The organism is Muricoccus nepalensis (genome assembly GCF_006438825.1).
GTDB classification, from domain to species: Bacteria; Pseudomonadota; Alphaproteobacteria; order Acetobacterales; family Acetobacteraceae; genus Roseomonas; species Roseomonas nepalensis.
Genome location: NZ_RCZP01000030.1, coordinates 1 through 18137, shown reverse-complemented (window position 1 = coordinate 18137; position 18137 = coordinate 1). Strand labels below are relative to the sequence as shown.

Sequence of the window (18137 nt, the reverse complement as noted above, 5' to 3'; positions counted from 1 at the left end):
CGCGCGCCCGCTCCCATCGCGTGTGTCAGTGGTGCAGCCGGCGGATCAGTTCCTCGGCGGCGATCTCAACCTCCTCGGCCAGCATCGCGCGGATCGTCGCGCCGTAGGAGGAGCCGCCGTGGTCGACCTCCACCTCGAAGAGGGTGACCAGCTGCCGCACCTCTCCCGCCGCCGTGCGGAGATACGCCACCGGATCCTCCGCCTGCCGCAGCCCTTCCTCGAGCACGGTGCGGATGGCGGCCGCCATGGTTCTCCGCAACGTCTCGTCGGCCATTCCCGCCCTCTATCCCGCGACCCTGCTTGAGAACCAATAGCATATCGGTTCCGAAATAGAAGCGGAACGTTCCGGTCTGCGCAAGCGAAGAAGTAACACGCGGTTCGTGGCGACGGCACGAGGGCGCGTCCGCCGCCGCTCGCGGGCGCCTTGCGGCGGGCTGGCGGGGCGATCATATAAATACACGAACTCACTTCGTGGAATGATCCGCCGCATGCCCTCCCCACGCCGCCTGCGGCTCGGCGCCTTCATGCGCCCGGTCAGCATCCACACCGCCGCCTGGCGCTATCCCGGCGCCTTTCCCGACGCCAACTTCAACCTCGACCACCTCGTCCGCTTCGCGCGCACGCTCGAGGCCGCGCGGTTCGACGCCTTCTTTATGGCCGACCACCAGGCGGTCCTGAACATGCCGCTCCAGGCCCTCAAGCGCAGCGCCACCACCACCAGCTTCGACCCGCTCACCCTGCTGCCGGCGCTCGCCATGGTGACGGAACGCCTCGGCCTCATCGCCACGGCGTCGACCACCTACAACGAGCCCTGGCACGTCGCCCGCCGATTCGCCTCGCTCGACCACATCAGCCGCGGCCGCGCGGGCTGGAACGTCGTCACCTCCGGGAATCCGAACGAGGCGATGAACTTCGGCCGCGCGGAGCACTGGGAGCACGCCGCCCGCTACCGCCGCGCGCACGAGTTCATCGACGTCGTGAAGGGCCTCTGGGACTCCTGGGCCGACGACGCCTTCGTCCGCGACGTCGAGAGCGGCACCTACTTCGATCCCAGCAAGATGCACGTGCTCGACCACAAGGGGGAGCACTTCTCCGTCCGCGGCCCGCTGAACATCGCGCGCCCGATCCAGGGCCACCCCGTCATCGTGCAGGCCGGCGCCTCCGACGACGGCCGCCAGCTCGCCGCCGAGACCGCCGAGGTCATCTTCGCCGCCGGCGGCACGATCCGCATCGTCCAGGACTTCTACGCCGACGTGAAGGCCCGCACGGCCGCCGCCAACCGTGACCCCGACCACCTCCTCGTCCTGCCCGGCGCCTTCGTCATCGTCGGCGAGAGCGACGAGGAGGCCCGCGAGAAGCGCGCGATCCTGGATGCCGGCGTCCATTACGACAGCGCCATCGCCTCCCTCTCCGTCGCGCTCGGCACCGACGCCTCCGCCTTCGACCCCGACGGCCCGCTGCCGGAGAGCATCCCCGAGACCAACGCGAGCAAGACCGGCCGGGAGCGCGCCATCGAGCTCGCCCGGCGCGAAAACCTCACCGTCCGCCAGCTTGCGCAGCGCCTTGGCGGCTACGCCGGCGCCGCCATGGTCGGCACCCCCGCCCGCATCGCGGACGAGATGCAGGAATGGCTGGAGAACGGCGCCTGCGACGGCTTCAACCTCATGTTCCCCTACCTGCCCGGCGGACTCGACGACTTCGCGGGGAAGGTCGTCCCGGAGCTCCAGCGCCGCGGGCTGCACCGCACGGAGTACGAGGGGCGGACGCTGCGCGAGAACCTCGGCCTGCCCCGCCCGGCGAACCGCTTCTTCCCGGCCTGACCGGGACCGGCGCCGCTTTTCCCCGCGGCCACCCTGTCAAACCCGGCAACGGACCCCCCATATGCCCCGCATGATCCCGCTCTCCGTTCTCGACCTCTCCCCCATCCCCGAGGGCAGCGACGCCGGCCAGGCGCTCCGCAACTCCGCCGACCTCGCGCGGCACACGGAGAGCCTCGGCTACAACCGCTACTGGATGGCCGAGCACCACAACATGCCGGGCATCGCGAGCGCGGCCACCGCCGTCGCCCTCGCCCATGTCGCCCACGGCACCTCCCGCATCCGCATCGGCGCGGGCGGCATCATGCTACCCAACCACGCGCCGCTCGCGGTGGCCGAGCAGTTCGGCACCTTGGCCGCCCTCCACCCCGGGCGGATCGACCTCGGCCTCGGCCGCGCGCCCGGCTCCGACCAGGTCACCGCTCACGCGCTCCGCCGCAGCCTCGGGGCCGACGTCGACTCCTTCCCGCAGGACGTCATGGAGCTGATGGCCTATTTCCGCCCGGCCCAGCCCGGCCAGCGCGTGCAGGCCGTCCCCGGCGCGGGGCTCGAGGTGCCCGTCTGGATCCTCGGCTCCTCCACCTACGGCGCCCAGCTCGCGGCGGCGCTCGGCCTGCCCTACGCCTTCGCCTCGCACTTCGCCCCCGATTCCCTGGAGGCGGCGGTGGCGATCTACCGGGAGCGCTTCCGCCCCTCCGCCCAGCTCGACCGCCCCCACGTGATGATCGGCGTGAACGTGCACGCGGCGGAGACGGACGCGGCGGCCCGGCTGCTCTTCTCCTCGCACCAGCAGTCCTTCGTGAACCTCCGCAGCGGCCGCCCCGGCAAGCTGCCCGCCCCGCGCGAGGGCTTCTTCGAGAGCCTCGACCCCTACGCCCAGGCGATGATCCGCAACTCGCTCGCCGTCTCCATCGTCGGCGGGCCGGAGACGGTGCGCCAGGGCCTGCGCGACCTCGTCGCCCGCACGGGCGCGGACGAGCTGATGGTGACCGGCCAGATCCACGACCACGCCGCCCGCAAGCGCTCCTTCGCCATCCTCGCCGAGGTCGCGGCCGAGCGCGCCCAGGCCGCCTGAGCCCCACGGCCTGGGCCCCGCCCCGCGCCCTCGTCATTTGGTCCCCCCGCCGGGCCCGGATAGAACCCGGGCATCCCAGGAAAGGAACAGGACCGATGATCGAGGAACGCAAGGAGGGGACGGGCGCCGAGGCCGTCGCCGGCAAGAAGGTCACCGTGCACTACACGGGCTGGCTCTTCGACGCCGCCGCCGCGGACAAGAAGGGCCGCAAGTTCGACAGCTCGCGCGACCGGGGCGACCCCTTCTCCTTCCTGCTCGGCGCCGGCCAGGTGATCCGCGGCTGGGATGAGGGCGTGGCGGGCATGAAGGTCGGCGGCCAGCGCACCCTGACCATCCCGCCCGACAAGGGCTACGGCGCCCGCGGCGCCGGCGGCGTCATCCCGCCGAACGCCACGCTCGTCTTCGACGTGGAGCTGCTCGGCGTCGGCTGAGCCGCCCCGGCCCTTCCCGCCCCGCGCGGGGAGGGCCAAGGACCGCCGCCTCGGGCCCCGATCAGGCCGCGCCCAGCACCCAGTCGCCGAGCGTCGCGAAGGTCGCCCGCGCGCCCCGCAGCACCGCGTCCGTGTCCGGCTCCGCCTCCGCCTCCAGGCGCTCCAGGAAGGCCGTCCACATCGCGCCCGTCCGCGCCCCGTGCCCGGCAAAGTAGCCGCGACTCCCCTCCGGCAGGCCGAGCCCGTCCAGCCGCTTCAGGATCACGCGCCCGCCGAGCGTCGATCCCTCCATGACGTAGAGCGACCCCATGGCCTCCGCCCGCCCCCGGATCGGCGGCGGGGGGCAGACCGGTAGGTCCTCGGTCCGGGCGCCGAGGGCCCGGAGGTCGTCGCGCACGAGGTGCAGCCGGCGGCGCGGGCCGAACAGGGCCTCGTCCCCCAGCTCCGCCGCCACGCGCGGCTCCCACCCCGCCCAGAAGCCGTGGAAGCGCTCCAGCACGCGGCGGTAGCGCCCGGCGGTCAGGGTGGCTGAGGTCAGGTCCAGCCCCGCGTCCAGCCGCTCGTGCTCCTCGCGGGTCCCCGCGCGGAGGAGGTCCCGGAGCGATCCCTCGGCCAGCATCAGAGCATCGACCGGATCTTGGCGGCGAGGACGTCCATGGCGAAGGGCTTCGTCATCACCTGCATCCCCGGCGCCAGCAGCCCGTTCCCGACCGCCGCGTTCTCGGCGTAGCCCGTGATGAACAGCACCTTCATCCCCGGCCGGCGCTCGCGCATCGCGTCGGCGAGCTGGCGGCCGTTCATGCCGCCGGGAAGGCCGACATCGGTCACCATGAGGTCGATGCGCGGCATGGCCTCCAGCGCGCGGATCGCCTGCGCCCCGTCCTTCGCCTCCACCACCCCGTAGCCGAGGTCGCGCAGCACCTCGCCGACGAGCATCCGCACCACCGCCTCGTCGTCCACCACCAGAACCGTGCCGCCCTCGGGCGCCGTCGCGGCCGGCCCGCCGCCGAGCGCCTCGGGATCGGCCGCCGCCTCGGTGCTGCGCGGCAGGTAGAGGCGCACCGTCGTGCCCTCCCCCGCCTCGCTGTAGATGCGGACGTAGCCGTTCGACTGCTGCGCAAAGCCGTAGACCATCGACAGGCCGAGCCCCGTCCCCTGGCCGAGCGGCTTGGTTGTGAAAAAGGGGTCGAAGGCCCGCGCCACCACCTCGGGCGGCATGCCCGTGCCGGTGTCGGTCACGGAAACCGCCACGTACTGCCCCGGCGCCACCTCGTGGTGCTTGCGCGCGTAGGCGTCGTCCAGCCGCGCGTTCACCGCCTCGATCGTCAGCCGCCCGCCATGGGGCATGGCGTCGCGCGCGTTGATCGCGAGGTTCAGCAGCGCGTTCTCGAGCTGGTTCGCGTCGCAGAGCGTGGTCCAGAGCCCGCCCGCCATCACCGTCTCGACGTGGATCTCCGGCCCCACCGTGCGCCGGATGAGCTCCTCCATGGAGGCGACCAGCCGGTTCACGTCGGTCGGCCGCGGGTCCAGCGTCTGGCGGCGCGAGAAGGCGAGCAGCCGGTGCGTCAGCGCCGCCGCGCGGTTGGCCGAGCCCAGCGCCGCGCCGAGGTAGCGCTCCAGCTCCCCCACCCGCCCCTGGGCGACCCGCGTGCGCAGCATCTCGAGGCTGCCGACGATGCCCGCGAGAAGGTTGTTGAAGTCGTGCGCGATCCCGCCCGTGAGCTGCCCCACCGCCTCCATCTTCTGGCTCTGCCGCAGGCGCTCGTTCAGCTCGGCGATGCGCGTCAGGCTGCGGATCACCACCTCGGTGATCGCGTGGCGCAGCGTCGCCGCGATCTCGAGCTCCCAGCGCGCCCAGGGGCGGGCGTAGCCGTGCCGCTCCTCCACCCAGCGCTCGAAGGATTGGCGCGGCAGGACCGATTCGCCGTCCCCCCCGATCGCCTTGTGCGGGTTGCCGCCCCAGCTCACGAGGGAGGGCTCCTCCGGGCGGAACCAGAGGATCATGTCTGCCCGATCGGCCCCCAGGAACACGGCCAGCACGCCGCTCGCGATCGCGGCGTGGGGCGCCCAATCGGGAAAGACGGTGCCGAGATGGTCCGAGTGGAAGATCTCCTCGCCCCCGTGGCGCCGCAGCCAGGCCGCCAGGCCCCGCACCTCCGCGACCGGCGGGGAGGTGCCCAGCAGCTCGACCCCCGCGCCCCGCACCACCGCCGCGCCCGTGCAGCCGAAGAGGGAGGCGATGGTCACCGATCCCGCGGTGAGGGCGGAGCTCACGTCCTCCGCCTCCGCCATGTGCGCGATCAGCTCGGCCAGGCGGCCCGCGTCGGCGCGCCGCGCCTCCTCGGCCCCGAGCTGCTCCGCGCCGCCCACGCGCAGCGCGAAGGCCTCCGTCAGGGCCGCCGCCGCCGCCCGCTGCCCGGGCGAGGGCCGGTGCGGCCGCCGGTGGTGGCAGACCATCAGCCCCCAGAGCTGCCCCTCGTGCAGGATCGACAGCGACATGGAGCCGTCGACGCCCATGTTGCGGTGGTACTGCAGGTGGACCGGCGAGAGGCTCCGCAGGCGCGAGAAGGAGAGGTCGATCGGCCGCACCGGCGCCTCGCCGACCTCCCAGGAAGGGTGCCGGTGCAGCGGCACGGGCACGGCGTCGCGGGAGGGCACCCAGCGGATGAGGCTCCGCCGGTACAGCTCCCGCGCCTGGGCCGGGATGTCGGAGGCGGGGAAGTGCAGCCCGTCGAGCGACTGCTCCCAGTCCGCCACCTTGTCCTCCGCCAGGGCTAGGCCATGCCAGTCCTGGTCGAAGCGGTAGATGAGCACGCGCTCGTAGCCGGTGAGCTGGCGGATCCCCTCGGCCGCCGCCCGGGCGAGGTCCGGCATCCCCGTGCCCGCGGCGCGGAGCCGGGCGATGGCGCGCTGCAGGCCGCGGGCGGCGGCCAGCGCCTCCTCCTCGTCGCGCGGCGCCACGGGCTCCAGCTCGATCAGCACCAGGCCGTCCTGGGCGTGACAGGCCGCCTCGAAGGCACCGCCGGGCAGCGTCAGGCCGCTCTCCCAAGGCGCCTCGCCCGGCATCTCGCCGGCCGCGCCCAGCCGCGCCAGGGTCGCCGCGAACTCCTCCCCCAGCACCGCCGCGACGGGCAGGCCGAGAAGCGTGTTCGAGGCGGTCGGTCCCGCGAGCAGGCCGGCGTTCTCGCTGGCCGCGACGATGGACATCCCCGCCGCCGGGTCGGCCACCAGCAGCACGCCGTGCGGCTGGATGGACCCCGGAATGTGGATGGGTTCCTGCGCGCAGATGGAGTCGGCGCGGTCAGGCGGCAACGCGGGCGTCCGCGCGGTCAGGTCGCGCGTCCGGGGCTGGCGGGACAGAACACTCATTCCTAGGGAACGCGCCAACCCCGTCCGGCAACAGGGCAGAGAGGCGAATATCCGCCGCGACACGCTTGAAAGGCACGCCGCCCCGCCGTTTCACCTCGGAGCATCGCCCACTCCAGCCCTCGCGCCGTCATCCTCCTATGTTAGGCATCCCGGCCGGTCGCCCCAACCCGGCGGCACCGACGGCCGTCACACAACCGCGTGGTCTGCCTCGTCCAGCCCTCCCGGGCTGCCACCTTCCGGCCACGCCGGTCACGGAGACTTCACCGGTGACGCGAATCGAACGACCCGGCCTCCGGCGCACCGGCTTCCTCCTCCTCGGCCTCGCGGTCGCCGCCCCGCTGGCGGGCCTTCTCTGGCGCGTGCTGGCGCCGGGGGGATGGACCCCCTGGGAGGTCGCGATCGCCGCCCTCTACCTCGGCACCCTGCCCTGGACGGCCATCTGCGTCGGCAACGCCGTCATCGGCCTGCTGATCCGGCTGACGAAGGCCGACGCGCCCGCCTACATCGTGCCGCAGGTCGCCGCCCCCGCCGGCCCGCCGCTCCGCACCGCCATCGCCGTCTGCATCCGCAACGAGGCGATGGAGACCGTGCTGCCCCCCCTCGCCCGCCTGCTGGACGGGCTGGAGGCGGCGGGCGAGGCGGGCCGCTTCACCCTCTGGTTCCTCTCCGACACGCGCGACCCCGCCCTGGCCGCGGCCGAGGACGCCGCCATCGCCCGCTTCGCCGCCGGGCGCCCGCCGGGCGGCATCCCGGTCCGCCATCGCCGCCGCGAAAGCAACGCCGGCTTCAAGGCCGGCAACGTCATGGACTTCCTCGACCACCACGCGGGCGACCACGCGCTCGCCCTCATGCTGGACGCCGATTCGGAGATGTCGGCGGCGGCCGTGCTGCGGCTCGTCCACGCGCTCCGGGCCGACCCGCGCCTGGCCCTCGTCCAGCAGCTCATCGCCGGCCGCCCGGCCACCCGCGCCTTCCCGCGCCTCTTCCAGTTCGGCATGCGCGCGGGGATGCGCACCTGGGCGACGGGCCAGGGCTGGTGGCAGCTCGACGACGGCCCCTACTGGGGACACAACGCCGCCTTCCGCATCGCCCCCTTCCGCGAGCACGCGCGCCTCGCCCCCCTGCCGGACGGCGGCGCCATCCTCTCGCACGACCAGGTGGAGGCGGTGCGGCTGCACGCCGCCGGCTGGCGCGTCCGCTGCCTGCCGGACGAGAGCGGCAGCCTCGAGGGCAATCCCCCGGCCCTGCCCGAGTTCCTCGCGCGCGACGTGCGCTGGGGCGCCGGCAACATGCAGTACCGCCACCTCATCCTCCGCCCGGGGCTGCGGCCGATGGGGCGCTGGCAGCTAGCCCAGGCGATGCTCCTCTTCCTCTGCGCGCCGCTCTGGCTGGGGCTGCTGGCGGCCGCCATCGGCAACGCGCTCACCGGCGGCGGCGCGGCGACGCCCATGGGCGCCCTCGCCGCGCTGGTGCTCGCGACCTGGCTCGCCAACGCGGCCCCGAAGCTCCTCGGCTACGTGGAACTTCTCCTCCGCCCCGAGCGCGCCGCCCCCTATGGCGGGCGCCTCGCGGTGCTGCGCGGGGCCGCGGCGGAGATCGCCTTCTCGATCCTCATCGAGCCGGTCAGCCTCATCAACAAGTCCATCGCCCTCCTCCGCCTCGCCCTCGGCGCCCGCGACGGCTGGGCGCCGCAGAACCGCGCCGACCGCGGCGTGGCCTGGGGGGACGCGGCCCGGCTGCTGCTGCCCCACACCCTGCTCGGGCTGGCGGGGGCGGCCGCGCTGGCCGGCGTCTCGGCCCCCGCGCTGCTCCTCGCGCTGCCCTTCCTCGCCGGGCCGGCGCTGGCCATCCCGCTCTGCGTCTGGACGGCCTCGCCCGGCCTCTCCGCCCTGCTGGCGCGCCACCGGATCGCGGCCACGCCGGAGGAGCTCGCCTCGGCCCGCCCCGCGCGCGGCGGGGGCATGGCGCCGGCCGCGCAGCCCGTCCAGGATGCGCCCCGCCATGGCTGACCCCCACCCCCGCGCCGGTTCCGTCCCGTGAAGGACCTCTCGGGCTTCGACCTGAACCTTCTCCGCGTCTTCGACGCCGTCGCGCGGGAGCGCCACGTCACGCGGGCGGCCGCCCGGCTGAACCTGTCCCAGCCCGCCGTCTCCAACGCCCTCAACCGCCTGCGCGCGGCGCTCGGGGACGAGCTGTTCCTCCGCGCGCCGCAGGGCGTGGTGCCCACCAGCCTCTCCCTCTCCCTGATGACCCCGGTGGAGGAGATGCTCGACCGGCTGCAGGAGACCCTCGCCGCCACCGCCCCCTTCGACCCCGCGACGAGCGACCGCGTCTTCACCATCGCCCTCTCGGAATACGCGGAGGCCGTCCTCGCCCCGCCCCTCTTCGCGCGGCTGGCGCGGGAGGCCCCGGGCATCCTCGTCGCCATCCGCCACGCGGACCGCACCAACGCCCACACCTTGCTGGAGGAGGGCGAGGCGCAGCTCGCCGTCGCCATGCTGGGGGAGCCCACCGCCCTCTACACGCGGCTCCGCCTCCTGCCCGAGGCCTTCATGGTCCTCGCCCGCCCCGGCCACCCGCTGCTGGACGGGCCAATGACGCTGGAGCGCTACACCGCCTTCCCGCACCTTCTCCACTCGCCCAACGGCTCGCGCGACGGGGCCATGGACCGCGTGCTGCAGGAGGCCGGCCACGCTCGCCGCCTGGGCGCGGTGGTCGCGCATCTCTCGGCCGTCCCGGAGATCCTGCTCGGCACGGACATGGTCATGACCCTGTCCTCCCGCCTCGCCCGGCAGATGGCGGCGGTGCACGGGCTCGCGCTGCGCCCCGTGCCGATCGAGACGCAGCACATGCGGCTGTCGATGATCTTCCACCGCCGCTTCGAGGCGGACCAGGGCCACGCCTGGCTACGCCGCCTCCTCCTCGCCCTCGCGCGCGAGGTGGTGGCGGACTGCCCGGCCGAGGGGCGCCGGAGCGAGCGCGCGGCCGAGGGAAGCCTGGCCTGACGGCGCGGGGGGTGCCTCAGCAGCCCGTCTGCCGCGGCACCCGCTCCACCTCCATCCCGAAGAGCGGCCGCAGCCCGGTCCCCAGCACGTTGCCGACGAAGGCCGCCGCCATCCAGGCCCAGCCGTGCAGGCTGCCGGAGGCGATGCCGGAGAAGTAGGCCCCGATGTTGCAGCCATAGGCGAGGCGCGAGCCGTAGCCGAGCATGATGCCCCCCACCACCGCCGCCAGCGCCGAGCGGAGCGGGATCCGGAAGGTCGGCGCGTAGCGGCCGGCCAGCGCCGCGGCCAGCAGGGCGCCGACGATGATGCCGATGTCCATCACCGAGGTGACGTCCGCCAGCACGCTGTCCCGCAGCGCCGCCGCCTGGGCGGGGCTCGACCAGAAGGGCCAGCTCGCCGCGTCGATGCCCATCGCCATCGCCGCCTTGGAGCCCCAGAGGGCGAAGGCGGAGGTGATCCCCCAGGGGCGGCCCGCCAGCGCCAGCGTCGCGAAGTTCAGCACCGCCAGCGCCACCGCGCCCGCGATCACCGGCCAGGGCCCGCGCAGCAGCCGCGGCAGCCCCCGCCGCGCCGGCGCCGCGGCCGGCACCAGCCGCCCGTGCCGCCGCCGCTCCAGCACCACGGTCACCCCCACGATGGCGGCGAAGAGCGCGAGGTTCACCGCCAGCGCCGGCCCCACGCCCCAGGCGCCGATCACGGAGATCGGCGGCAGGTGCGGCAGCGCCGACCACCAGGGCAGGTGCGCCGCGCCGAAGGTGGACCCGATAACGAAGGCGAGCAGGGTCAGCACCATCCGCACCGATCCCCCGCCCGCCGTGTAGAGCGTGCCCGAGGCGCAGCCGCCGCCGAGCTGCATGCCGATGCCGAACAGGAAGGCCCCGAACACCACGGAGACGCCCACCGGCGCCACCAGCCCCTGCACCGGCTGCCCGAAGAGCGAGCCGGAGGCGAGCACCGGGAAGAACAGCACCACCGCGATCGCCAGCATCAGCATCTGCGCCCGCAGCCCCTCCCCGCGCCGATCGGCGATGAAGACGCGCCAGGCCGAGGTGAAGCCGAAGGAGGCGTGGTAGAGCACCAGCCCCAGCACGGCGCCCAGCAGGTAGAGCGCCGCCTGCCGCGGGCTGATCGACTGCGCGAGCAGCGCGGCCCCGAGCAGCAGCGCCGCCCCCGCGCCGAGGGCGGCGGTGGCCTGCACCCCCGGCGGGCGCGGCAGCGGCGGGGCTTCGACGGCGATCGAGGCGGACATGGGGGGGATCTCCTGGGACGTCGGGAGCGGTAACGCGATGCGTCCCGGTGAATTGGGCCGCGAGGGGCCTCAATTCACGATGCAGGAGGATGCATCCCGCGCATCCCACCCCCGCTGCGGCCGGCTAACCCTCCCGATGAACCCCACACGTTCCGCAAAACGAAACTGCGCCCCGGGACCGGGCGTTCGCCCATCCCCGACCACGGAGTCCCTCCCGATGCGCGCGAACCCCCGTCTTGTCGCGGCCCTGCTGGCGCTCGGCCTCGCTCCCCTCGCGACCAGCGACGCCCGGGCCCAGGCGGGCACCGCCGGCACGCCCCCGGCCGCCGTCACCCCCTCCGCCCGCGACGCCAACCCGGTGACGCCGACGCCCCAGGCGCCCGACCTGCCGACCTATCTCGGCATGCTCGACCGCGGCATCGGGGACCTCCGCCAGGAGATCTCGCGCGCCGAGAGCGGCGGCGGGCGCACGACGCAGCCCGGCGCCACCTCGCCCGGGATGATCCACCTGATGCAGAAGGTGCGGGAGAGCTGGCAGATCGCCGAGCGCGCGCCCCGCGGCTTCAACGGCAACGCCGAGTACGACCAGACCATGCGCGACATGCGCGCCCGCTTCTCCGAGCTCGGGCCGCAGCACGTCGAGGCGCCGCAGGCCGTGGAGTCTGCCCGCGGCGCGCTGCAGTCGCTCGAGAAGCTGCGCCAGGCCGCGGCGGCCTCCGCGCCCTCCTAGAGCCCCAGCCGCGTCGCCAGGGCGCCGAAGTCCTCCGCCACCAGGTCCCAGTCCTGCGCGGGCGCGAGGTCCTTCGCCTGCCCCGGCCCGTGCTCCGTCAGGCGCGGCACGAAGGCCGTCCGCAGCCCGCAGCGCCGCGCCGCCGCCAGGTCGTCGTTGTGGGCCGCGACGAGGCAGACCTCCTCCGGCCGCATCGCCAGCACCTCGGCGGTGCGGAGATAGGCCTCGGGCATCGGCTTGTAGGCCCGCACCACCTCCGCCCCGAGGATCGCGTCCCAGGGCAGGCCGGCTCGCTTGGCCATGTCGATCATGAGCACGATGTTGCCGTTCGACAGCGGCGCGATGACGTAGCGCGCGCGCAGCCGCCCGAGCCCCGCCACGGCGTCCGGCCAGGGGTCGAGCCGGTGCCAGGCGAGGTTCAGCGCGTCCAGCTCCGCCGGCTCCATCCGCGCGGGGTCGATGCCGAACTCCGGCAGCAGCGCCTCCAGGTTCTCCCGGTGCAGCACGTCGAGCCGGGTGAAGGGCCGGTCGCCGCGGCGCACCGCCTCCATCGCCGGCTGGTAGCGGCGGCGCCAGGCATCGGCGAAGGCGGCGGGATCGGCCGCGGCGCCGTGCCGGGCGAGGAAGGGCGCGGCGTCGCGCGCCACCCCGCTCCGCCAGTCCACCACGGTGCCGAAGACGTCGAAGACAAGGGCGCGCACGCCGTCGAGGGGCATCGGCTTCTCCAGAAAGGGCACCGCCGGTCAGGCCCAGGGGCCGCGTCGGCCGCCGCGCTCCCAGGGGCGCCGCGGCGGGGGGCCACCCCAGGGGCCGGTCCCGGAACCCGTGCCGGGACCGCTCCAGCCACCCTGCCCCGGGGGCGCGGGCCGGCGCAACGGCAGGCCGCCCGCCATCTCCATCAGCGCCCGCACTCGGTTCTCCGTGCTCGGGTGCGTCGAGAAGAGGTTGTCCATCCCGGCGCCCGAGAGCGGGTTCACGATGAAGAGGTGCGCGGTCGCCGGGTTGGCCTCGGCGGCCTCGTTGGGAATGGCGTGCCGGCCCGCCTCCAGCCGCTGCAGCGCGTTGGCCAGCCCCCGCGGGTGCCCTGCGATCTCCGCCCCCAGCCGGTCCGCCTCGTACTCGCGCGACCGGCTGACGGCCATCTGCACGAGCATGGCCACGAGCGGCGCCACGATGATCGCCAGCAGCACGCCGATGCCGCCGAGCGGGTTGTTCCGGTCGCGTCGCCCGAACAGCCCACCGAACTGCGCGACCATGCCGATCGCGCCCGCCAGGCTCGCGGTGACCGTCATGATCAGCGTGTCCCGGTTGCGGATATGGGCCAGCTCGTGCGCGATCACGCCGGCGACCTCCTCCTCCGGCATGGTCGCGAGCAGCCCGGCCGTCACGGCCACCGCCGCGCGCTCGGGCGAGCGGCCGGTCGCAAAGGCGTTCGGCTGCTCCTCGTGGAGGAGGTAGAGCGCCGGCATCGGCAGCCCCGCCCGCGCCGCCAGCCCCGCGACGAGCTGGTAGAGGCGAGGGTCGTCCCCCGGCCCGATCGGCTGCGCGTGGTGCATCCGCAGCACCATTCGGTCGGAGTTCCACCAGGAGAAAGCGTTCATCCCGGCCGCCACGAGGAAGGCGACCACCATCCCCTGCTGCCCGCCCAGCAGGTAGCCGACCCCCGCGAAGAGGGCGGTGAGGGCCGCCATCAGCATGGCGGTGCGCGCGTAACCGGACACGGGCCTGTTCCTCCTTCGCCGTTCCCTCCCTATCTGGGAAGCATGGCCGACTCAGACGATACCAAGACCCCGCCCGCCACGCCGGCGACCCCCAAGCCCGCCGCCCCCCCGCTGCCGCCCGAGATCGGCGGCCCCAAGGGACCCGAGCCCACGCGCTTCGGCGATTGGGAGCAGAAGGGCCGCGCGACCGACTTCTAGCGCCGCCCGCCCCGCGCGGGGGCGGGGCTCAGAGCCCCAGGAGGTCGAGCGTCCGCGCGACGACCACCCGCTCGTCGTAGAGCGCCAGCGCCCGCCCCCGCGCGGCCTCGCCCATCCGCGCCCGCAGCGCCGGGTCGGCCGAGAGCCGCGCCAGCGCCTCCGCCAGCGGCGCCACCGTGCCCGGCGGCACGAGGAGCCCGGTCTCGCCGGGCACCACCTGCTCGCGCGGGCCGCTGATGTCGGTCGCGACCACCGGCAGGCCGGTCAGCATGGCCTCGATCACAGACATCGGCAGGCCCTCGAAATGGCTCGGCAGGCAGAAGAGGTCGGAGGCCGCGAGCACGCGCTCCGTGTCGTGCCGGTAGCCCAGCCGCCGCAGCCGCGGCCCCAGCAACGCCGCGGCGCGGGCGAAGTCCGGCTCCACGTCGCCGCCGTGGTCGGTCGAGAGCCGCTCCCCGACCACGCAGAGGGTCGCGCCCGGCACCGACTCCATCGCCCGCAGCAGCTCCGGGTATCCCTTGTGCCGCACGAGGCGGGAAACGGCGGTGACCACCACCTCGTCCTCCCCCAGGCCCAGCTCCGCCCGCACGGCGGCGCGCGCCGCGGGGTCGGGGTGGAAGCGCCGGGGGTCGCGGCCGTTCAGCGCCGCCTTCGGGTCGCGGTGGATGCGCAGCCGCCGCGCGTCGCCGGCCTCCTCCTCGCTCACCGTCAGGAAGGTGTCCGTCAGCCGCCCGCCGAGCCATTCCACGGCGAGCGAGAGGCCGCGCCGCCAGAGCGGGCCGGGCTGGTTGAAGAGGAAGCCGTGCACCGTGTAGGCGGTCCGCGGCACCCGCTCGAGCCGCGCCGCCACCCGCGCCAGCAGCCCGGCGATCGGGAAATGGGCGTGCACCAGCCCCGGCCGCTCCGCCCGGATCACCCGCCGCAGCGCCCGCAGCGCCCGCCAGTTCGCGCCCGGCGAGAGGCTGCGCGAGAAGGGCACGGGGATGACCGCGAAGCCCTCCGCCCGCACGATCTCCAGCAAGGGCCCCTCCGCGCAGGCGGCCAGCACCTCGTGCCCCCGCGCTCGCGCGCCGCGCATCAGCGGCAGGATGAAGTGCAGGAGCGAGAAATCGACATTCGCGATGAAGAGGACGCGCACGCCGCGAACTAGCCCCGGGTGAAGCGGGCGACGAAGAAGCCGTCCATCCCCCCGCGCTCCCCCCACAGATCTGGGCGCGTGCGGAGCGCACCCTCGGCGGTCACCGCCGCCTCCAGCCCCGGCACCTCCTCCGGCCGCACGGGATCGAGCCGCAGCCCGAGGGCGGCGGCGCGGGCGAGATGCGCCTCCCCCTCCTCCGGCTGGAGGGAGCAGGTCGCGACCACCAGCCGCCCGCCCGGCGCCACCAGCCCGGCCGCGGCCTCGATCAGCGCGGCCTGGGTGGCCGCCAGCTTCGGCACGTCGCGCGGGCGGCGCAGGTGCTGCACCTCCGGGTGGCGGCGGATCGTGCCGGTCGCGGTGCAGGGGGCGTCGAGCAGCACCGCCCCGAAGGCGCCGCGCCGCGCCGCCGCCCAGGGAATGACGTCCGCCACGGCCACCTCGGCCTCCAGGCGCAGCCGGGCCAGGTTCTCGCGCAGCCGCCCGGCGCGGCGCTCGTCCTTCTCCACCGCGGTGACCGCCGCCCCGGCAGCCACGAGCTGCGCGGTCTTGCCGCCGGGCGCCGCGCAGAGGTCCGCCACCTTCTCCCCCGGCCGCACGGCGAGCAGCCGCGCGGGCAGGCTGGCCGCCGCGTCCTGCGCCCAGAAGCCACCCTCGGCGAAGCCGGGGATCTCCGTGATCCGCGTGCCCGGCGGCAGGCGCGCCGTGCCGTTGGGCAGCAACTCCGCCCCCTCCGGCGCCGCCGTGCCCGGCGCGAGGGAGAGGTCCAGCGGCGCCGGCCGGACATGCGCCTCCGCGATCGCCCGCACCTTCGGCCCGTAGGCCGCGTGCCAGGCCGACCAGAGCCAGGGCGGCGTGTCCAGCCGCGCGGCGTCCAGCCCCTCCAGCACCGCCGGCCCCTCGGTCGCGACCTTGCGGAGGACGGCGTTCACCAGCCCCGCGAAGGGGCGCGGCGCGAGCGCCACCGCGGTCGCCACCGCCGCGTGGGCGGGCGTGCCGAGCAGCAGCAGCTCCGCCGTGCCGATCCGCAGCGCCTGCAGGGCGGGCGGCGAGGGCTCCCGGCGCAGGTAGGGCTCCAGCACCGCGTCGAGGCTGCCGAGCCGCCGCAGCACCGCCGCGGCGATTCGGTGCGCCGCCGCCTTGTCGCGCGGCTGGAGGGTGCCGGGCAGGGAATCCAGCGCCTCCTCGAGCCCCCGCCGGCGCTCGAGCACGGCGGAGAGAAGGGAGAAGGCGGCGGATCGGGTGGGGTTGGGGGGCATCGGGGAGGCGATTGGCGCATTTCGCGCCTGCTGTGCAGCCCCTTTCGCGCCAACCCCGCCATGCCCGGGCAAGCGCCCGCGCCCCTCAACCCTCCCGCGCGCGGGCCCGGAACAGCAGCGCCAGCCCGGTCAGCGTCAGCGCCCCGCCGCCGACATCCGCCCAGCCCAGCACCTCGCCGAGCGCGGCCCAGCCGATCACCGTCGCGACCGGCGGCGCCAGCAGCTGCAGCGCCGCCGCGGTCGAGGGCTGGAAGCGCCGCAGCAGCACGAAGAGAAGCGCGTAGCCGCCGACGCCGACGATCGTGACGCTGTAGGCCAGCCCCAGCCAGACGCGCGGGCTGGCGGAGGAGGGCGGCGCGCCCTCCATCACCAGGGCCAGGGCGAGCAGCAGCACGGCGCTGACGAGGCTCTGCCCCGCGGTGGCCGACCACAGGTCCACCCGCCCGCGGGCCGGGGCGAAGGCCAGCAGCCCCGCCGCCTGGCTGACCGCGCCGAGCAGCGCGAGCCCGACGCCCAGCACCTCTCCCGGGCTGTCCCCGATATGCCCGGCCAGCCGGGCGCCGCCGAGCAGCGCCACCCCGCCCCAGCCGAGCGCCAGGCCCGCCCAGGCCATGCCGGAGGGCCGGCGCCCGAACAGCACCGCCTCCCCCAGCGCGACGACGAGCGGCGTTGCCGCGGTGACCAGGGCCACGAGGCCGGAGGGAATGAGGGCCATCGCCCACCAGGAGAAGGCGAGGTAGCCACCCGTCCCGAACAGCCCCATCAGCGCCACCCGCCCGAGATCCGCCCGCGCCGGCCAGCGCGCCCCCGTGACCAGGGCCAGGCCGACCAGCAGGGGCGCGGTGAGGACGAAGCGGATCGCGAGCGCCCAGAAGGGCGGCCATTCCAGCACCACCACCCGCGCGGCGTTGAAGGCCGATCCCCAGATCAGCACGAAGGCCACCGCCAGCAGGGCGGAGCGCCACGCCTCGCCACGCCCGGTCACGTCGTCATCCTGGTCAGCTCTCCAGCAGCGGCGGCCCGGATGGACGGCGGCAGGGCGCGCATTTGGACGAGAACCGGGAGAGCCGGGAACCCGCATTTTCTCCACGCGGCCATGCGGGACGACCATGCGGGCCGGCCATGCGGGGCGCCCGGACGGGTCCCCGGGGCACCGGGACGCGCAAAGCCCGCCCCCTTGCCGAAAGGGGCGGGCCAGCGGTCGCGTGGCGGCCGGAACAGGCTTTCCGGAGACAGTGCCGGCCGCGCCGACGCCGAGGTGGTTACCCCGGGCGGCGATGGGCGGGCTGGCGCCCGCGGCGGTCCGAGCGGCGAAGGGCGAAGCGCCCCAGGTCCCGCTGCACGGGCAGGCGGCGCCCGGCGCGCCGGCCGAGGCTGTCCGCGAGGGTCGCGCCCGCTTCCGCAGCCGCTGGCGCCGCGCCCTCGTGGGCGGGCGGCTCGCCGAAGCTGCCGTTCAGGAAGAAGCCGTCCGCCGCGCCGGCCGAGAGGTCGAAGCGGAGGCTCACGGCCGGCGGCGAGGCCGCGCCGCCGAGGTCGAGCGAGAGGTGGAAGGCGGCATCGCCGTGCGAGGCGCCGTGGCCGCACCAGTCGAGGTTCTCGAACCCTTCCGCCGCCATCACGCCGGCGAGGTCGTCGGGCGTCGCGAAGCCGGGGGTGCCGATCAGGCCCGCCGGGGGCAGGCCGCTGCCGGACGGATGGCTGCCTCCCGACCCGAAGTCACCGTCCACGGCGCATCGAAAGGTGCCAGCCATCGGTATTTTCTCCGGACGCCGGGTGTTTTGGGTGGGGCCGAGGCCCCGCACCACCGGCGCTGCTAGGGAGAAGCTTCGGGCCGAAACGTGAATTAACCGCTAATACCAAGTCTCTGAGATCATGACCTATATGCCCAGTCGCGCAGTCCGATGGACATGATGCGCCAGGGCTGTTCGGTGAGCTTGTTCCAGGCGTCGCAGCAGTGGTCGACGATGTTGTCGTAGGACCGGAAGACCCGGTTGGAGAGCCAGTTGTCGCGCATGAACTGCCAGACATTCTCCATGGCGTTCAGTTCGGGGCACTTGGGTGGCAGCGGTGCGAGCGTGATGTTGGGTGGAACCGCGACCTTGTCGGAGAGGTGCCATCCGGCCTGGTCGAGCAGCAGAACGGCGTGCG

At 74.8% G+C, this 18137-nt stretch carries 18 protein-coding genes; 7 read left to right on the top strand and 11 right to left on the bottom strand.

Features of this window, described 5'->3' with window-relative positions; translation table 11 throughout:
* Positions 1–25 precede the first annotated feature (25 nt).
* Entirely contained in the window at positions 26–274 is a 249-nt protein-coding gene (locus tag EAH89_RS21960) for a hypothetical protein (RefSeq protein WP_140885853.1), read from the bottom strand.
* A gap of 214 nt (positions 275–488) precedes the next feature.
* Between EAH89_RS21960 and EAH89_RS21955 the strand changes: the two genes are divergently transcribed.
* The 3 genes from EAH89_RS21955 (at position 489) to EAH89_RS21945 (ending at position 3323) form a co-directional block, all read left to right on the top strand.
* Complete coding sequence (locus tag EAH89_RS21955) at positions 489–1820, top strand: LLM class flavin-dependent oxidoreductase (protein WP_206667645.1); 1332 nt, start codon at positions 489–491, stop codon at positions 1818–1820.
* 70 nt (positions 1821–1890) lie between these two features.
* The gene (locus tag EAH89_RS21950; RefSeq protein WP_140885914.1) at positions 1891–2892 is read left to right on the top strand and encodes an LLM class flavin-dependent oxidoreductase; all 1002 of its coding nucleotides are present in this window, start codon (positions 1891–1893) and stop codon (positions 2890–2892) included.
* 95 nt (positions 2893–2987) lie between these two features.
* Positions 2988–3323, top strand: coding sequence for an FKBP-type peptidyl-prolyl cis-trans isomerase (locus tag EAH89_RS21945; protein WP_140885851.1), 336 nt, complete (start codon positions 2988–2990; stop codon positions 3321–3323).
* 61 nt (positions 3324–3384) lie between these two features.
* On the opposite strand, the gene EAH89_RS21940 is transcribed toward EAH89_RS21945, so the two are convergent.
* Complete coding sequence (locus EAH89_RS21940) at positions 3385–3942, bottom strand: biliverdin-producing heme oxygenase (RefSeq protein ID WP_140885850.1); 558 nt, start codon at positions 3940–3942, stop codon at positions 3385–3387.
* On the bottom strand, positions 3942–6635 hold the full coding sequence (locus EAH89_RS21935) for a response regulator (protein ID WP_161993712.1): 2694 nt from the start codon (positions 6633–6635) through the stop codon (positions 3942–3944). The genes EAH89_RS21940 and EAH89_RS21935 overlap by 1 nt, the downstream gene beginning before the upstream one ends.
* A gap of 323 nt (positions 6636–6958) precedes the next feature.
* Here EAH89_RS21935 and mdoH point away from each other — a divergent pair, with 323 nt between their 5' ends.
* Both mdoH and EAH89_RS21925 read left to right on the top strand, forming a co-directional pair.
* The gene (mdoH, locus tag EAH89_RS21930; RefSeq protein WP_241667145.1) at positions 6959–8701 is read left to right on the top strand and encodes a glucans biosynthesis glucosyltransferase MdoH; all 1743 of its coding nucleotides are present in this window, start codon (positions 6959–6961) and stop codon (positions 8699–8701) included.
* Positions 8702–8728: 27 nt separating this feature from the next.
* Positions 8729–9697, top strand: a complete 969-nt coding sequence (locus EAH89_RS21925) for a LysR family transcriptional regulator (RefSeq protein ID WP_140885847.1) — start codon at positions 8729–8731, stop codon at positions 9695–9697.
* 16 nt (positions 9698–9713) lie between these two features.
* On the opposite strand, the gene EAH89_RS21920 is transcribed toward EAH89_RS21925, so the two are convergent.
* A complete protein-coding gene (locus EAH89_RS21920) occupies positions 9714–10946 on the bottom strand; it encodes a YeeE/YedE family protein (protein WP_140885846.1) in 1233 nt (410 codons plus the stop codon).
* A gap of 217 nt (positions 10947–11163) precedes the next feature.
* On the opposite strand from EAH89_RS21920, the gene EAH89_RS21915 reads away from it, so the two are divergent.
* Positions 11164–11676 carry a hypothetical protein gene (locus EAH89_RS21915; protein ID WP_140885845.1) on the top strand — a complete coding sequence of 171 codons (513 nt, stop codon included), beginning with the start codon at positions 11164–11166 and terminating at the stop codon, positions 11674–11676.
* Here the strand turns inward: EAH89_RS21915 and EAH89_RS21910 are convergent.
* Together EAH89_RS21910 and htpX are read right to left on the bottom strand one after the other, a co-directional pair.
* The gene (locus tag EAH89_RS21910; RefSeq protein ID WP_140885844.1) at positions 11673–12392 is read right to left on the bottom strand and encodes a haloacid dehalogenase type II; all 720 of its coding nucleotides are present in this window, start codon (positions 12390–12392) and stop codon (positions 11673–11675) included. The genes EAH89_RS21915 and EAH89_RS21910 overlap by 4 nt on opposite strands.
* Before the next feature lie 27 nt (positions 12393–12419).
* Positions 12420–13397: a zinc metalloprotease HtpX gene (gene htpX, locus EAH89_RS21905; RefSeq protein ID WP_206667644.1), complete on the bottom strand. Its 978-nt coding sequence runs from the start codon at positions 13395–13397 to the stop codon at positions 12420–12422.
* Positions 13398–13439: 42 nt separating this feature from the next.
* Here htpX and EAH89_RS21900 point away from each other — a divergent pair, with 42 nt between their 5' ends.
* Positions 13440–13595, top strand: a complete 156-nt coding sequence (locus tag EAH89_RS21900; RefSeq protein WP_140885843.1) for a DUF1674 domain-containing protein — start codon at positions 13440–13442, stop codon at positions 13593–13595.
* Positions 13596–13623: 28 nt separating this feature from the next.
* Here the strand turns inward: EAH89_RS21900 and EAH89_RS21895 are convergent, their stop codons facing one another.
* The 5 genes from EAH89_RS21895 to EAH89_RS21875 all read right to left on the bottom strand — a co-directional run.
* Complete coding sequence (locus tag EAH89_RS21895) at positions 13624–14733, bottom strand: glycosyltransferase family 4 protein (protein WP_140885842.1); 1110 nt, start codon at positions 14731–14733, stop codon at positions 13624–13626.
* An 8-nt stretch (positions 14734–14741) separates the two neighbouring features.
* Complete coding sequence (locus EAH89_RS21890) at positions 14742–15989, bottom strand: RsmB/NOP family class I SAM-dependent RNA methyltransferase (protein ID WP_140885841.1); 1248 nt, start codon at positions 15987–15989, stop codon at positions 14742–14744.
* Between the two features lie 85 nt (positions 15990–16074).
* Positions 16075–16974: a DMT family transporter gene (locus EAH89_RS21885; protein WP_161993711.1), complete on the bottom strand. Its 900-nt coding sequence runs from the start codon at positions 16972–16974 to the stop codon at positions 16075–16077.
* A gap of 277 nt (positions 16975–17251) precedes the next feature.
* Positions 17252–17740, bottom strand: coding sequence for a hypothetical protein (locus EAH89_RS21880; protein WP_140885839.1), 489 nt, complete (start codon positions 17738–17740; stop codon positions 17252–17254).
* A gap of 119 nt (positions 17741–17859) precedes the next feature.
* The coding region (locus EAH89_RS21875) for a transposase (RefSeq protein WP_194152356.1) at positions 17860–18137 on the bottom strand (278 nt) is incomplete at its 5' end.

Coding starts and splice junctions, on each gene's coding strand:
- EAH89_RS21960 (WP_140885853.1), bottom strand. CDS start 274: ATGGCCGACGAGACGTTGCGGAGAACCATGGCGGCCGCCATCCGCACC.
- EAH89_RS21955 (WP_206667645.1), top strand. CDS start 489: ATGCCCTCCCCACGCCGCCTGCGGCTCGGCGCCTTCATGCGCCCGGTC.
- EAH89_RS21950 (WP_140885914.1), top strand. CDS start 1,891: ATGATCCCGCTCTCCGTTCTCGACCTCTCCCCCATCCCCGAGGGCAGC.
- EAH89_RS21945 (WP_140885851.1), top strand. CDS start 2,988: ATGATCGAGGAACGCAAGGAGGGGACGGGCGCCGAGGCCGTCGCCGGC.
- EAH89_RS21940 (WP_140885850.1), bottom strand. CDS start 3,942: ATGCTGGCCGAGGGATCGCTCCGGGACCTCCTCCGCGCGGGGACCCGC.
- EAH89_RS21920 (WP_140885846.1), bottom strand. CDS start 10,946: ATGTCCGCCTCGATCGCCGTCGAAGCCCCGCCGCTGCCGCGCCCGCCG.
- EAH89_RS21915 (WP_140885845.1), top strand. CDS start 11,164: ATGCGCGCGAACCCCCGTCTTGTCGCGGCCCTGCTGGCGCTCGGCCTC.
- EAH89_RS21910 (WP_140885844.1), bottom strand. CDS start 12,392: ATGCCCCTCGACGGCGTGCGCGCCCTTGTCTTCGACGTCTTCGGCACC.
- EAH89_RS21900 (WP_140885843.1), top strand. CDS start 13,440: ATGGCCGACTCAGACGATACCAAGACCCCGCCCGCCACGCCGGCGACC.
- EAH89_RS21890 (WP_140885841.1), bottom strand. CDS start 15,989: ATGCCCCCCAACCCCACCCGATCCGCCGCCTTCTCCCTTCTCTCCGCC.
- EAH89_RS21880 (WP_140885839.1), bottom strand. CDS start 17,740: ATGGCTGGCACCTTTCGATGCGCCGTGGACGGTGACTTCGGGTCGGGA.